Genomic DNA, 14,649 nt, shown 5'->3' with positions numbered 1-14,649 from the left:
AGGGAGGGTGACGGCGCCGGCAACAGCAACGACATATTCGAGCCCGCTACCATGCTGTTCAGTCGGTGTGAGCGACTTTGTGGTTAACACCTGTCTTAAGCAAACATTCAGACTTCCTAAATGTCATCTTCCGGTCTTTGCGGGCATCCTTATGCAGGGCAGGTCCAATGGCCGCAATGTCGTGAAGCGAGGTGAAATGATGCTGACGGGACGCGAGAGCCAGTTCTACATTGGTGGGAAGTGGCAGGAAGCTGGGGATGTAACCCGTTTGCCTGTCGTTAATCCAGCCACCGAGCAGGTTGTTGGGCAAATTGCTGCGGGCGGTGCTAACCACGTCGACCTCGCGGTTGCAGCTGCGCGCAACGCATTCCCGGTTTTCTCTCAAGCATCTGTTTCAGAGAGGCTTGGTCTGCTCGGCAGGATGCATTCTCTCCTGAAAGAAAGAGCGGATACGTTCGCGGAAGCGCTCGTCGTGGAAATGGGAGCGGCGATCAGCTTCGCGCAGGAATCCCAGGTTCCTTTTGCTGCCGAGCACATCCGTGTCCAGATGGAGGTTCTCGAGAAGTACCAATTTACAAAGGTTGATGGGGGCACCGCAACCGCCAAGGAACCGATCGGGGTTTGTGCGCTGATCACACCTTGGAACTGGCCACTTTACCAGATCACGGCGAAGGTCGCTCCCGCCATCGCAGCAGGCTGCACCATTGTCCTCAAGCCCAGTGAGCTGTCACCTTATAGCGCTCTGCTCTTTGCCCAACTGATGCATGACGCCGGCGTTCTGCCGGGCGTATTCAATCTGGTCAACGGCACTGGCGAGAGCGTAGGCGCAGCGCTTGCCAGCCATCCAGAAGTCGACATGATTTCGATTACCGGTTCCACCCGCGCTGGGGTGCTTGTCGCGCAGGCGGCCGCACCGACGGTGAAGCGGGTGGTGCAGGAACTGGGCGGCAAATCACCGAACATTTTTCTCGACGATGCCGACTTCGGCGAAGCGGTAGCGAAGGGCGTGCTCGCCGGAATGCGCAATGTCGGCCAGTCGTGCAGCGCCCCGACGCGCATGCTTGTGCCCGCACATCGGCTCGGTGAAGTCGAGGAATTGGCTGGCGCCACTGCGCGTGCCATCCGCGTCGGGGCGCCGCTCGATCCGGCAACGGACATGGGCCCTATCGCCAACCGTGCTCAGTTCGAGCGGGTACAGGTCATGATCCAGGCCGGCATCGATGACGGCGCCAAGCTGCTGTGCGGCGGGCTCGGTCGGCCGGGGGGCCTTGACAGCGGCTTTTTCACGCAACCCACGATCTTTTCCGAAGTGACGCCCCACATGCGGATTGCTCGCGAAGAAATCTTCGGTCCCGTCCTTTCCATCATGCCCTACAGGGACGAGGAAGAGGCAATCGCGATTGCTAACGACACCGTCTATGGATTGGGCGCCCATGTTCAGTCTTCAGACCCGGAGCGCGCACGCCGGGTCGCCAGTCGCATTCGTGCCGGTCAGGTTCATATCAACTATCCGGCTTGGGACGGAGCGGCCGCCTTCGGTGGCTACAAGCGGTCGGGCAACGGCCGCGAGTATGGCGTATACGGGCTCGAAGAGTATCTCGAAACGAAGTCGATCGTCGGTTATTGACCAGGCTTCTCCGCAGGATCGGCTCTCCAGGGCGGTGGTTTCAGCGACTGACGCAGCATTGTCAGGAAAGCGGCCGTGCGCGCACTTCGTCCGTGCCGCGATCCGAGGATGGCGACGATATCGGCCGACGGCAGCTTCCAGTTGGGAAGTACTTGCCTGAGCCGTCCGTCGGCGAGGTCTTTTGCAACGGCCCATTCGGAGCGCATCATGATACCCTGACCCGCCAGCGCCCAATCCCGAATAACGGCGCCATCATTACTCGACATGACGGGGTTGACGCGCACGGTCGCACTTTCCTGCCGTGATCCCTTAAACCGCCAGAGCGTTACGTCCTCCTCATTCTCGCGAACGACAAGGCAGCGATGTCGCGCCAGATCGGCGGGCGTAGTAACGGGCGCAGCCGAAGTTAGGTATTCGGGACTTGCGCAGAGAATCCGGTTGTTCCGTGCCAGCGTCGTCACGACTTGATCCAGATGCGCGGACGCCCCGATGTGAACAACCACCTCATAGCTGTCAACGATCAATGCCGTGGGATGGTCGGACAGTTGCAAGGTGGCGGTGGCATCACGATGCTCTCGAGCAAAAGCCTCCACCACCGGGGCCACGTAGATCCTACCAAAACCGTGAGGTGCTGCGACCCTGAGGTGCCCGCGGACCGCACCCTTGCGATCAGCCAGGGCTTCGGTAAGCGATTCGATGGCATCGCTGACGATGACACTGTGGGAAGCGACCAGTGAACCCTCTTCGGTAAGACGCAGGTGGCGCCCCGAGCGGTCGATCAGCCTTACCCCGACTTTCTCTTCAAGCGCGCGCAGACGCTGGGTCACCGCCGGAGGGGTAACGTTAAGCTTTCTCGCGCTTTCGGCAAGGGATTTGCAGGCTGTGAGGACCGAAAAGAAGGCAAGATCGTCGGACGTGAGCATTAACCTCTACCTGAAGCGGTTATTCATCGGGGATTAATTGGCATCTTTAGGGTTTGGCGACAAGGTGAGATTGGGTTGAATATCGGATCAGGGAGCTGGCGACATTGGCTTATCAGCCCGATGGCCTGCTCTTGGCACTATTCAGCGGGTGCGGGTTGAAAACTGGGTAGCGGGAATGCGCGGGCCGATTTGGCGGCCCCCGGACCCGGGCAAGGGATCCCCGAACGATGACTGCGCGACCGCTGCTCCGAACGGAGCTGGAATGCGGGCAGTGGTCGCCGGTAGCGCTGTGCCCTGGACATGATGGAGAACCTGCGATGAATGCCAAGGAAATACTGGAGCAGCTGGTCGGCTTTCCGTCCGTCGTCGGTGGTCGTTCCGGCCTCCGAACGGACTTGGACGTCGGATCCCTAGGCGGAAACCTCAGGAAAAGTGATCAAAGTCGATCGGAACTGAAAAGCCTGTCTTGACGCGGTCCATGACCACCATTGTCTTGAAGCCCTTGATGTCGGGATTTTCATAGAAGAACTTGCGGGTGAAGACCTCGTAGTCCTCCATGCTCTCAGCAGTGACAATCAGGACGAAATCCGCATCTCCCGTTACGTAGTAGCCGTTCATCACTTCCGGCGTCTGCCGGATCGATTGCTTGAACCGGTCGACGATGTCGGCTCTCTCGCGCTCAAGCGTGACCAATACCAGCATCGCGATCGGCCGGCCGACAGATTTGGGTTTCACAACCGCAACCTCCGCCTCTATCACTCCGGCCTCACGCAGCCGCTTGAGGCGGCGCTGCACCGCTGTGGCCGAAAGACCGACCATCGCACCGAGCTCCTCGCTGCTGTGCCTGTTATGATTCTGCACAATGCTGAGAAGACGAGCATCTAGGCGATCGAGCTGCATTTCTGAACATCCGCAGGATTTCATCGTTTGGAAAGCTATAAAAGCAGGATTTCCTCGTCACGGCAACACCTATGCCGGAATTCGTCGTCGCAATACTCCTACGCTTGATGGGCAAGACGGAGGTGGCAGGAACGTTCAGCCCGACGATGACCTCGCTGCATGAGGAATTGAGAAATGACCAACATTGTTGAAATTGCTGAGATGGACCGCAGGACCGTTCTGCATCCGTTCACTTACCTTAAGAATTACGCCGCCGGGGAGACTGATCCTACCATCGTAGAGACTGGAAAAGGCGTTCGTATCCGCGACGCATCCGGCCGGGAATATCTGGACGGCTTTGCCGGCCTCTATTGCGTGAATGTCGGCTACGGCCGCACCGAAGTCGCCGAAGCGATCGCCCGGCAGGCCTACAAGCTCGCCTATTACCATTCCTACGCCGCACACACGACCGAGGAGCTCGCACGACTTTCGGATCGACTGGTGCGAATGGCGCCAGGCAAGATGTCCAAGGTCTTCTACGGGCTGTCCGGTTCGGACGCAAACGAGACGCAAGCGAAGATCGTCTGGTATTACAACAATCTTCGCGGGAAAGCGCAAAAGAAGAAGATCATCTCGCGCGAGCGTGGCTATCATGGATGTTCTGTGGTTTCCGGTTCCATGACAGGCTTGAGCTTTTACCACGATCATATGGATCTACCGGTTTCGGGGATTCTGCGTACCGGCGTGCCGCATTTCTATCGCGGTGCGATGCCTGGCGAGACCGAAGAAGCCTTTTCACAGCGTCGCGCCGATGAATTGGAAGCGCTCATTCTCGCCGAAGGGCCGGACACTGTCGGCGCCTTCATAGCGGAGCCGGTCCTTGGAACGGGAGGCATTACACCGCCGCCGGCAGGATACTGGCCGAAGATCCAGGCTGTGCTGAAGAAGTACGACGTGCTGCTGATTGCCGACGAGGTGGTCTGCGGGTTTGGCCGCACCGGTGCCATGTTCGGTTCGGATCTCTACGGTATGGATCCCGATCTGATCACCGTCGCCAAGGGCTTGACGTCAGCCTATGTGCCGCTGTCGGCGGCCATCGTTTCGCAGAAAGTCTACGAGGTCATAGAGGAGGCGACGCCACGTGTGGGCTCCTTCTCACACGGTTACACCTATTCCGGTCATCCGATCGGCGCCGCGGCGGCGAACGCAGTGCTTGATATCGTCGAGCGTGAAAATCTGGCGGGCCAGTCCGCGACGAAAGGCGCTTATCTCTTGCGACGGCTGAAGGCAGAGTTCGAGCAGAATCCGATCGTCGGGGAAGTTCGGGGTGTCGGCATGCTTGCAGCCATCGAATTCGTTTCCAATCGCGGCAGCCGGGCTTCGTTCGATCCGGGCCTGAAGGTCGGCGCGCGCATCTCCCAAGCCGCTCGAAACCGCAACCTCATTGCGCGCGCAATGCCGCATGGAGACATTCTGGGCTTTGCACCGCCACTTGTGATGACGGAAGCGGAAATCGACGAAATGGTTGCGATTGCAAGGGCTGCCGTTGACGAGGTGCTGCGGGAACTGGACGCCCAAGGACTGGCGGGATAACGAATGGGCAATCATCTGAGGCTTTGCGCATGAACGCAATTCTAAAGGTTCACGAACTCACAAAGACGTTTGGATCGACGAAGGTGCTGGATGGTATCAGCTTCGACATGAGAGAAGGTGAGGTCATCTCTCTGATCGGTTCGTCCGGATGTGGAAAAAGCACCGCACTTCGCTGTATCAATTTTCTGGAGACGCCGACATCAGGTGGGATCGAGTGCATGGGCAAGTCCGTCTCCGTCGTCACTGATGAGCGCGGCCGAAGCCAGATCGTCAACGGTCGCGATATCAGGAACCTTCGCAGACAGATCGGCATGGTGTTCCAGAACTTCAATCTCTGGCCTCACCTGAGCGTCCTATCCAACGTGACCGAGGCACTCGTTTGGGTGCTGAAACTCGGGAAGAAAGACGCCGAAGAGGTTGCGCTCTCGGCCTTGTCGAAAGTCGGCATGGCGAGTTTCCGTGACCGCTACCCGCAACAGCTTTCGGGCGGGCAACAACAACGCGTCGCAATCGCGCGTGTTCTGGCAATGAAACCAAAACTCATGCTGTGCGATGAGCCGACATCTGCACTGGACCCCGAGCTCGTGGGTGAAGTGCTCAAAGTCATAAGGGCGCTGGCAGAAGCAGGGGCTACGATCCTCCTCGTCACGCATGAAATGCGGTTCGCACGCGATGTGTCGAACCGGATGATATTCCTGCAAAACGGCCGCCTTGAGCAGGATGACGAGCCGAAGGAACTGTTTCGAAATCCCGCAACGGAAGGGGTGAAGCGGTTTCTATCGACAGTGATGGCGGCCAACGGCTGAAAGCGGGCTACAACGAAAACCAAAAGGGGTAACAATTATGATCAGCAGCAATCTCATCAAGTCAGCATTTGCAACCAGCCTTCTCCTCTGCGCACTGGCGACGGGCGCGTCGGCAAAGGACGGCGTTCTGCGCATCGGGACGGAGGGCGATGCGCCGAAGTTCAGCATGGCCGATCCGAGCGGCAACGTAACCGGGTTCGACGCCGATATCGCCAACGGCATCTGCGCCGAGCTGAAACTGAAGTGTGAATTCGTCGTACAGACATTCAGCTCGCTTGTGCCCTCCATGGATAAAGATCGCTTTGACGTCATCATTTCCGGCCTCGGTATAACCGCCGAACGTCAGAAGAAGATCGACTACTCCATCCCGTATGCGACAACACCGCTCTATTTCGCTGTCGCCAAGGACTCCCCGCTCGCAGGTCTCAAGAGCCTCGCCCAAATCGAGAAGGCCCTCCAGGGCAAGAGTGTCGGCGTCGTCACCGGGACGACCTACGCCAGGTTCATGGAGAAGCGGATGCACGGCGCCGATCTTAAGACATACGACGCCGTCACGCAGTTGACCGCCGATCTCGCGAGCGGCCGCATCGACGTCGCCTTCGCGGATTCGCCGACATGGATGGATTTTCTCGCAACGGCTGACGGCGCCAACTTCACCAGGATCGACCTGAAGATCATGGCCATGGATGCCCCAGACGTTCTTGGCCATGGCATGGGAGTCGGCATGCGCAAAGGCAATACCGAACTCAAGACCAAGGTCGATGCCGCCCTCTGCAAGATGATCAACGATGGCAAGGTCAAGGAAGCCTCGATGCAGTGGTTCCAGGACGACTACACGATTCCCTGCAAGTAATCGTTTCGAACATGAAACCTGCCTTGGCACGGCCCAAGGCAGGTCACGGGGATTGTGTCCATGTTGGGTGACCTTTGGGTGTTGATGGTGGAGCAGAGTTGGGCGCTGGCTCTGCTGAAAGGAAGTGTCGTCACGATCGCAATCGGTTTGATCGGAATGGCACTCGGTTTTCTCGTTGCAACCCCCTTGGCCATAATGCGCTGGCGGAAGGTCGTGGTCGTTTCGCAACTAGTCGACGGGTACAGCATCCTTGTTCGTGGCGTTCCGGGGTTGCTGGTCATCTATCTCCTGTTTTTCGGGTCGATTGAGTGGGTGAAGGCGATTACGGCTGCGTTCGGCTATCAGGACTCGGCTGATAACGCATACCCGTACATCGTCGGAGTGGTCGCGATTGCCGTCATCTCGTGCGCCTATTCGATCGAAGTCATCCGGGGTGCGCTTCAGGCGGTGCCTTACGGTCTGCTGGAAGCCGCTCAGTCGCTCGCCTTGCCAAAAGGCGTAACGTTTATGCGCGTCACGTTTCCGCTGGCACTGCGTCTGGCGCTTGGTGGAATTAACAACGTCTGGCAGATGACGATCAAGGACACGTCACTCGTTTCGGTCGTCGGGTTGCAGGAATTGATGAGGACGGCTGCCATCGGTGCAGGAATCACGCGATCCCCGCTGCTGTTCTACTGCATCGCTGCGGCACTCTTCTTCTGTATGACCGCAGTCAGTCAAACCGCGTTTTCCAGCGCCGAACGTGCGCTCGACCGCGGCTTCCGAGGGCGATGACATGGATCTTGGGATAATTGCATATGCCGTTCCGTTCCTTGTCATAGGTGCCAAGACGACGTTGCTGATCGCCGTATTTGGCGTTGGTATCGGGCTTCCCTTTGGTGTCGCCGTCGGGCTCGCGCGCTGCTCCAGGAGCCGGGCATTGCGCCGCCTGTGCGATGCCTACTGTGCGATCTTCCGCGGCACGCCTATGCTGGTCCAGGTCTTCGTCATTTATTACGGCTTGGCCCAGGTGAGTTTCATTCGTCAGAACCCGGTTCTGTGGTGGATGATCGGAGACGGGCTGAACGCTGCAATCCTTGCCGTGGTGCTCAACACAGGTGCCTACACGGCGGAGATTTTCCGCACGGCCTTCCTCTCCTTGCCGAAAGGGCTTATCGAGGCGGCAGAAGCCTGCGGCATGCACCCGTGGCACGTGTTTAGCAGGGTGAAGTTTCCCCTAGCCGTGCGCCAGGCACTTCCCGCCTATAGCAGCGAAGCGGCGATCATCGTGAAGGAATCCAGCCTCGCGTCGACGATCACCGTTCTGGAAATCACCGGATATGCGAAGCGGCTTATGAGCGAGACTTTCGCGATCATGGATATCTTCATCATCACCGCAGCCTTCTATCTCACCATAAACGTCGTCGTCTTGACGGGCTTGAAACTCCTCGAACGGCGGCTGTCGTTTGCCCGATAAACAGATCCAAGAAAGGTCCTTCAATGTCCAAACTCACTTTCGTCGATTACGACAATCTGCCTGAACCGCGTAAAGGCCAGCCCGCGCCTGAAAGGTTGGTTGAGGGAAATCCGCAGTTTCTCGCCTGGGACATCGCGCAGACAGGCGACGGCGCCGTTCGCTCCGGCATCTGGGAAGCGACGCCCGGCGCCTACCGATCGATCAAGGGTGAAACTTTCGAATTCTGTGTCATTCTTTCGGGCGTGTCCGAACTGATTGAGGATGGCTGTGCGCCGCGGCGCATCGTTACCGGCGACGCTTTCGCCATGCATCCGGGATTCGTCGGAACCTGGAGGGTGATCGAAACCACTCGAAAGCTCTGGGTCAGCCGAGACTAAGCCATCATCACTTCAAATCATCTCTCCGGAACTTAAGCTCTCATGGCCCAGGCTCAACCGCATGCCGTTAAGTCCACGCCCTACTGGGGGGAAGACAGTACGTTTCCCGCCCTGTCACCGCGGCACGTCGAGAAGACGTGCGACGTGGCGATCGTTGGGGGAGGGTACACTGGTTTGTCGGCGGCGCTCGAACTTGCCCGTGCCGGCAAGCATGTCCAGCTGTTCGACCGTCAGGCCCTTGGCCTTGCGGCATCAGCCCGCAATGGAGGCATGGCCAGCGGAAGCATTCGCCCGGAGCGCAGGGATCTGGTCAGGCGGTTCGGGCAGGAGAGGGCGCAAGCCGTCCTCCTGGAAGGCAAGGCGGCGCGAGAGGATCTCTGGCGCTTTCTCAGAGACGAGAATATCGAATGTGATTTCTCGCTGTCTGGTGCCTTCAGCGGGGCCATGACGGATGATCAAGCCGACGAACTCCGTCGTCAGGCAGACTTTTCTGCATCAAAGTCTCGGCATCGAGGCATATCCGGTGGAAAGGGCAGATGTCCCGAAGTTCATCGGAACGGACCTTTATGTGGGAGGCCTTGTGCGCAAAGACATCGGTGGGCTGCAACCGGCCAAGCTTCTTGCGGCCATGATCGGCCTGGTAAGTTCATCGACGGCGGTCATACACGAAAATACCGCCGTCCTTGGATCGACCAGCGAAGCCGGAGGCGTGCGAATTCGAACGCAGCGCGGAGAGATTTTCGCCAGAAAGCTGCTTGTCTGCACTGATGGCTACACCGACGGTTTCGACCCGTGGCTCCGTCGCCGCCTTGTCCCTGTCCGCAGCAGGATAATCGCGACTGAACCGCTCGACAGAGAGGTGATGGATCGACTGATGCCGCCACGCATGATGTATGGCGACCTGCGTAAGCTCAGCTACTATTATCGGCCGTCGCACGATGGATCCCGGATCCTGTTCGGCGGACGCGACGGGAGCACTGAAGGAGACTCCGCCGCTCCGGTTGCACATCTGCAAAGCGAACTTGCGCGGCTTTTTCCCGAACTCGCAGGAATAGGTCTTACCCACAGCTGGTTCGGCTATGTCGCCATGAACCGCGACATGATTCCGCGCATGTTCTCCCGCGGAAATACAGTCTATGCGACCGGCTATTGCGGCTCCGGCGTCGTGTGGGCCAGATGGCTGGGCAAGAAGGCGGCGTTCAAGATCCTCGGTGACGCGGAACAATCGCGCTCTGCGTTCGATTTCGATGCCGCTCCCAAGGCCGTGCCATTCTTCAACGGCAAACCTTGGTTCATTCCTATCGTTTACTCGATGTATGCGCGCCACGACAGGAAGATGCTCCTCAGACGCCTGAAGGGCTGAGGTTCAGATACCATACTCGTTTCTGCAAGTCCGCCACGGCGCCGCAAAAGGTTCGTGCCGTCCTCTTGCAATCAAGCCCCTGCGTTGACCCTACGCGCAGCAGACAACAACTGGAAAAGGCCGGAGCTGAGGTGAACAGACATGGTTAGTCTGGAAACGATCGAGCAGGCGCGCGAGCGCATCAGCAGGCACATCCGCATCACGCCTGTCGTCGTGTCGGCGGCACTTTCGGAACTGGCCGGGACGCAGGTCAGTCTGAAGCTGGAGCATCGCCAGTTGACCGGAAGCTTCAAGCTTCGTGGAGCAACCAATGCAATGTTGCAGCTCACCCAATCCGAGCGGGATCGAGGCGTCGTTGCGGCTTCCACTGGCAATCACGGACGCGCGCTGTCCTATGCCGCCGGCGCGATTGGCTCCCGAGCGACCATTTGCATGTCGCACCTCGTGCCGGAAAACAAGGTGGCTGAAATCCGCCGGCTCGGCGCTCGCGTACGGATCGTCGGGTCATCCCAAGATGAAGCGCAGGTTGAGGTTGATCGTCTCATCGCCGAGGAGGGCCTGAGCGCGATCCCGCCCTTTGATCACCCCTGGATCATCGCCGGCCAGGGCACCGTCGGACTTGAAATCATCGAGGCGATGCCTGACGTCGCCGCGGTTCTCGTTCCCCTGTCCGGCGGCGGTTTGGCAGCAGGCGTCGCGGCGGCTGTCAAGGCGGTACGACCCGACGCCAAGGTGATCGGTATAACTATGGAAAGGGGAGCAGCGATGAAGGCTAGCATCGATGCGGGGCACCCGGTCCAGGTTGAGGAGTATCGAAGTTTCGCCGACTCGCTCGGCGGCGGCATCGGATTGGCCAATACCTGGACGTATCCGATGTGCAAAACCCTTCTTGACGACGTGGTGCTTGTCAGCGAGCGCGAGATAGCCGCCGGCATACGTCACGCCTACGCGTGTGAGCGTGCGATAATCGAAGGTGCTGGGGCAGTCGGCATTGCTGCGCTGCTCTCGGGTAAACTGGCGCAGGTTGAAGGCCCGATCGTTGCCATTCTTTCGGGCGGGAACATCGACATGGCGTTGCACATGAAGGTGGCCAACGGCCTTGACACAATTGGTGAGGGAAACTGATGCCGAAAATAAGGATATTGACCGAGTCAGAGCTTCGAACCATCGTTCCGCTCGACATGGATGCGGTGAATTGCGTTGAAAACGCCTTCCGCGCATTGGCCTTGGAAAATGCGGTTCAGATGCCCCCGATTTTGCGCCTCGACGTGCCCGACAGCAGGGGCGAAGTCGATGTGAAGACGGCCTATATTCCTGGTTTGAGCAGCTTTGCCATCAAAGTCAGCCCGGGCTTCTTTGATAATCCGAAGATCGGGCTTCCGAGCACCAACGGTCTTATGGTCTTGCTTTCGAGCAAAACCGGTTTGGTGCAGGCTCTCTTGCTGGACAATGGCTACCTCACCGACGTTCGCACAGCGGCCGCTGGCGCTGTCGCGGCACGCCATCTGGCACGAAAGGACGCGTCGATCGCAACGGTATTCGGAGCGGGCGTTCAGGCCAGACTACAACTCGAGTCCCTCCTGCTGGTGAGGCCTATTCGAAAGATACGCGTTTGGGCGCGTGACTATCGGCGGGCGCAAGCGCTCGTTGAGCAGCTCGGAGCAAGACAAAATCTTTCCATCTCCGCATTTGAGGATCCGCGCAGCGCGATCGCCGGGTCACACATCGTCGTCACGACGACACCTGCCGACCGACCGATTGTTCATGCATCGTGGCTTGAGCCGGGGCAGCACTTGACCGCCATGGGTTCGGACGCAGAACATAAGAACGAGATTGACCCCATTGCTATTAAAGCGGCAGATGTTTACGTGGCTGACAGCCTCAAACAAACGCGAAGACTGGGTGAATTGCGCCATGCCATCGACGCAGGTCTCGTCGCAAGTGACGCTGATTTTCCGGAACTAGGTCAAGTCGTTGCGGGCGCCACACCAGGCCGCAGAAATGCGTCGGACATCACCATAGCCGATCTTACGGGGACCGGTGTTCAGGATACCGCTGTTGCCACGCTGGCGTTCGCGCGCGCCGAAGAACGAAGTGCCGGCACGTTCTTTGAAAGTTGAAGCTGATCGGGGTTCAACGCTGCACTGGAGACTAGCTAGCTCAGAATGTCCGCCTCCTGCGCCTCATGCGCCACTCTGCCAAGAGTCCACCCGAACGAGCACGTCTGCTCATCGCCTTGAGAAAGTTTGGGCCCCCGATGGCATAATTGAAGGAGCCGTCACGGGAGAGGGACTGGACAGCTCTGATGAATCCAGGCGAACCGACTCATCTCCATCGCTTCTCTCATGACGCAGCATAGAAATCTTCTTGGATGGTGGCGAGGAGCCAAGACACGAATTGATCGATTCCAGCCGTCCTCTTCGCCAGCGCCGAACGAATAACGCCGTAATGTGAACCATCAGGGTGAAAGCCGAGTGGTGCGGTCAGGCGGCCTTTGCGGATATCGTCGATGGCAATGATCTTTGGGCACATGGCCACACCAAGACCGCTGGCTGCGGCCTCCACCATCAGGAAATGATGGTCGAGAAAGCGCGTCGAGCGCGGCTTTGGCGCGTCCGGATGGGCCGTGGACCACCTCTGCCATCCATCCGGCCGGGTCTTTGCAGCAAGCGCGACATAACCGCCGGCAGCAAACCGATCCGTCATGGCGGGGTGCATGACAGGGCCCACTTCCTCCTCGATCAACCGTTCGACCTGCCAGTTAGCATCGATCGCGAAATCCAGCCGGCGGATCGCAATGGTGATACGGTCGCGCGCGAAATCGAACCCCCCACCACCGACAGAAAGATGAAAGTCGATTTCAGGATGGCGATCCTGAAATTCCGAGAGGCGTGGGATCAGCCATCGCATGGCGACGGATCGTTCGCATGACACGACGATCGGCGGTGACAGGTCGACTTTGCGGATATCCTCCAGCGCCGCTGAAACGAGCGACAAAGCGTCTGTCGTCGCCTGCGCGAGCCGCGAACCCTCTCCCGTCAGCCTTAGGCCACGCCCATCAACTTCCAGCAAACGAATGTCGAGGTGTTCGGAAAGTTTGGAAACGCGCCGGCTGACAGCACCGTGCGTCAAATTTAACTCAGCCGCGGCCGCACGCACGGAACCCAGGCGCGCAACGACCTCAAAGGCACGCAGATCATCGAGGGATGGAATGTCCGACCGCTTCATTGGTGACAAACTATCACCGGTATGTTTAAAAGCATATCGATTTCGATCGTTACGGAGGATCGGTCGAGGCGAACGGTTTCTGAAGCGCGGCTCCTCGAATCTGCAGAGTAGGACAGGACGGCAACGTCGCGGATGTTGTCTCCATCGAAGACGGCAGCCGTGTGCTGTGGGAAGCGGCTGCCGCCCTGTAACGTCACATACGCTGCCTCGGTTCCAGACAGGCTGCGAAAGATCGAGCCAAAGATCGATGTTGCAGGTGGTGGGTTAAAGGTAGTTGCAACGCCAAATTGATCTGGCGCGTTGACTCGACGAGGCTATATCGCATGATTGGTGATCGTCTATCACCATATTCCGTCAGTTTATATCGATAGTCCAAGCCGATCCTTTCGTTAGTATGACCGATGCAGCCAAACCAATAGGGTCTCGATCATGCAAGCCAATGCTATTCGCCTCGACTTTCGCTCCGATACGGTTACCCGCCCAACTGCGGAAATGCGCGCGGCGATGGCAGCCGCCGAGGTGGGCGACGATGTGTTGGGGGATGATTTCACGGTTAAGGCGCTCGAGACGCGCGTCGCCGAACTGTTCGGCAAAGAGACGGGACTGCTACTGCCGACCGGTACCATGGCCAATCTGGCCGCGATCATGAGCCATTGCCAGCGCGGAGAGGAATACCTCTGTGGGAATGAGGCCCATGCCTATCTGTGGGAAGCTGGAGGCGCCGCCGTGCTCGGATCGGTCCAGCCGCAGCCCTTGCCAGTCCGGGCTGACGGCACGATCCGCGTCGAAGATCTTCACGCGGCGGTCAAGGCGGACGATCCGCATTTTGCGGTCACTAGACTTATCACAATCGAGAATACGTTCGTCGGGCGGGTACTGCCGCGCGGTCATCTGGACGAGGTTGTCGAGTTTGCACGGGATCGGAAGCTCGCCACTCATCTTGATGGTGCGCGGATATTCAACGCGGCCGCGGCGCTCGGCGTAGATGTCGCTTGTCTGGCTGAGGGCTTCGATAGCGTGTCGGTGTGCCTCTCAAAGGGGCTCGGGACGCCGCTCGGATCAGTGCTGGTCGGGGACGTCACGTTGATCGGGCGGGCACGCCGTTGGCGCAAGATGCTGGGCGGAGGGATGCGGCAGGCGGGAATGGTTGCGGCGGCGGGGCTGTACGCCCTCGATCATCATGTCCAACGTCTGGCTGAGGATCATGCCAACGCCAAGGCTCTCGCTGATGGATTCTCGGAAATCACAGGGCTGACGGTTAAACCGCCGCAGTCCAACATGGTTTTTGTTGAGCTCGCGCCCGAGCTGGCGACCCGGCTATCCGATGAGCTGCGTGAGCGCGGCATTGCGGCTAGTTTTTGGCCAGGTGGGCGAATGCGCTGGGTCACCCATCTCGACGTCGATCGTGCCGCCGTTGACGAGGTTATCGCAGCGGTGCGCGAGGTCACTGAAAGTCGGAGATGAAGACTCCCGGCGAGTTGAACAGGGCAACGTGCGCGGTCGTTCCACGGCTACTTCATCCTACGAAAGAAGCGGGCCTCTTC

The 14,649-nt window shown here is 58.9% G+C and carries 14 protein-coding genes and 1 pseudogene; 12 read left to right on the top strand and 3 right to left on the bottom strand.

Translation table 11 applies throughout. From position 1 onward, the window contains the following. Positions 1-199: 199 nt before the first annotated feature. A complete protein-coding gene (locus JNB71_RS21835; protein ID WP_220373958.1) occupies positions 200-1,627 on the top strand; it encodes an aldehyde dehydrogenase family protein in 1,428 nt (475 codons plus the stop codon). Here JNB71_RS21835 and JNB71_RS21830 read toward each other — a convergent pair. Together JNB71_RS21830 and JNB71_RS21825 are read right to left on the bottom strand one after the other, a co-directional pair. After that, positions 1,621-2,550, bottom strand: coding sequence for a LysR family transcriptional regulator (locus tag JNB71_RS21830; protein WP_220373877.1), 930 nt, complete (start codon positions 2,548-2,550; stop codon positions 1,621-1,623). The genes JNB71_RS21835 and JNB71_RS21830 overlap by 7 nt on opposite strands. Before the next feature lie 423 nt (positions 2,551-2,973). Beyond that, positions 2,974-3,450 carry an Lrp/AsnC family transcriptional regulator gene (locus tag JNB71_RS21825; RefSeq protein ID WP_092754262.1) on the bottom strand — a complete coding sequence of 159 codons (477 nt, stop codon included), beginning with the start codon at positions 3,448-3,450 and terminating at the stop codon, positions 2,974-2,976. Positions 3,451-3,624: 174 nt separating this feature from the next. Between JNB71_RS21825 and JNB71_RS21820 the strand changes: the two genes are divergently transcribed. The 10 genes and pseudogenes from JNB71_RS21820 to eutC all read left to right on the top strand — a co-directional run bounded on the left by JNB71_RS21820 (position 3,625) and on the right by eutC (position 11,997). After that, a complete protein-coding gene (locus tag JNB71_RS21820; RefSeq protein WP_220373876.1) occupies positions 3,625-5,022 on the top strand; it encodes an aspartate aminotransferase family protein in 1,398 nt (465 codons plus the stop codon). A 29-nt stretch (positions 5,023-5,051) separates the two neighbouring features. Continuing rightward, positions 5,052-5,828, top strand: a complete 777-nt coding sequence (locus tag JNB71_RS21815) for an amino acid ABC transporter ATP-binding protein (RefSeq protein WP_220373957.1) — start codon at positions 5,052-5,054, stop codon at positions 5,826-5,828. Between the two features lie 37 nt (positions 5,829-5,865). Next, positions 5,866-6,681 carry a transporter substrate-binding domain-containing protein gene (locus JNB71_RS21810; RefSeq protein WP_220373875.1) on the top strand — a complete coding sequence of 272 codons (816 nt, stop codon included), beginning with the start codon at positions 5,866-5,868 and terminating at the stop codon, positions 6,679-6,681. Positions 6,682-6,741: 60 nt separating this feature from the next. Then, positions 6,742-7,455: an ABC transporter permease subunit gene (locus tag JNB71_RS21805; protein WP_220373874.1), complete on the top strand. Its 714-nt coding sequence runs from the start codon at positions 6,742-6,744 to the stop codon at positions 7,453-7,455. A gap of 1 nt (position 7,456) precedes the next feature. Further along, a complete protein-coding gene (locus tag JNB71_RS21800; protein WP_220373873.1) occupies positions 7,457-8,137 on the top strand; it encodes an ABC transporter permease in 681 nt (226 codons plus the stop codon). Positions 8,138-8,160: 23 nt separating this feature from the next. Then, entirely contained in the window at positions 8,161-8,514 is a 354-nt protein-coding gene (locus JNB71_RS21795; RefSeq protein ID WP_220373872.1) for a cupin domain-containing protein, read from the top strand. A 42-nt stretch (positions 8,515-8,556) separates the two neighbouring features. After that, positions 8,557-8,955, top strand: a pseudogene (locus tag JNB71_RS24670) (NAD(P)/FAD-dependent oxidoreductase); the annotation flags it as partial. Positions 8,956-8,965: 10 nt separating this feature from the next. Further along, the gene (locus JNB71_RS21790) at positions 8,966-9,877 is read left to right on the top strand and encodes an NAD(P)/FAD-dependent oxidoreductase (protein WP_262927116.1); all 912 of its coding nucleotides are present in this window, start codon (positions 8,966-8,968) and stop codon (positions 9,875-9,877) included. A 141-nt stretch (positions 9,878-10,018) separates the two neighbouring features. After that, positions 10,019-11,002: a hydroxyectoine utilization dehydratase EutB gene (gene eutB / locus JNB71_RS21785; protein WP_220373871.1), complete on the top strand. Its 984-nt coding sequence runs from the start codon at positions 10,019-10,021 to the stop codon at positions 11,000-11,002. Then, positions 11,002-11,997 carry an ectoine utilization protein EutC gene (gene eutC / locus JNB71_RS21780; RefSeq protein ID WP_220373870.1) on the top strand — a complete coding sequence of 332 codons (996 nt, stop codon included), beginning with the start codon at positions 11,002-11,004 and terminating at the stop codon, positions 11,995-11,997. The genes eutB and eutC overlap by 1 nt, the downstream gene beginning before the upstream one ends. A gap of 223 nt (positions 11,998-12,220) precedes the next feature. Here the strand turns inward: eutC and JNB71_RS21775 are convergent, their stop codons facing one another. Next, complete coding sequence (locus JNB71_RS21775) at positions 12,221-13,105, bottom strand: LysR substrate-binding domain-containing protein (protein WP_220373869.1); 885 nt, start codon at positions 13,103-13,105, stop codon at positions 12,221-12,223. A gap of 429 nt (positions 13,106-13,534) precedes the next feature. On the opposite strand from JNB71_RS21775, the gene ltaE reads away from it, so the two are divergent. After that, positions 13,535-14,569 (top strand): low-specificity L-threonine aldolase, encoded by a 1,035-nt coding sequence (ltaE, locus tag JNB71_RS21770; protein WP_220373868.1) that lies wholly within the window; start codon positions 13,535-13,537, stop codon positions 14,567-14,569. Positions 14,570-14,649: the final 80 nt, after the last annotated feature.

The organism is Rhizobium herbae (genome assembly GCF_019511375.1).
GTDB lineage: Bacteria > Pseudomonadota > Alphaproteobacteria > Rhizobiales > Rhizobiaceae > Pararhizobium > Pararhizobium herbae_A.
Note: the sequence above shows the minus strand (reverse complement) of the source record. Positions and strands in the feature narration are given on the sequence as shown.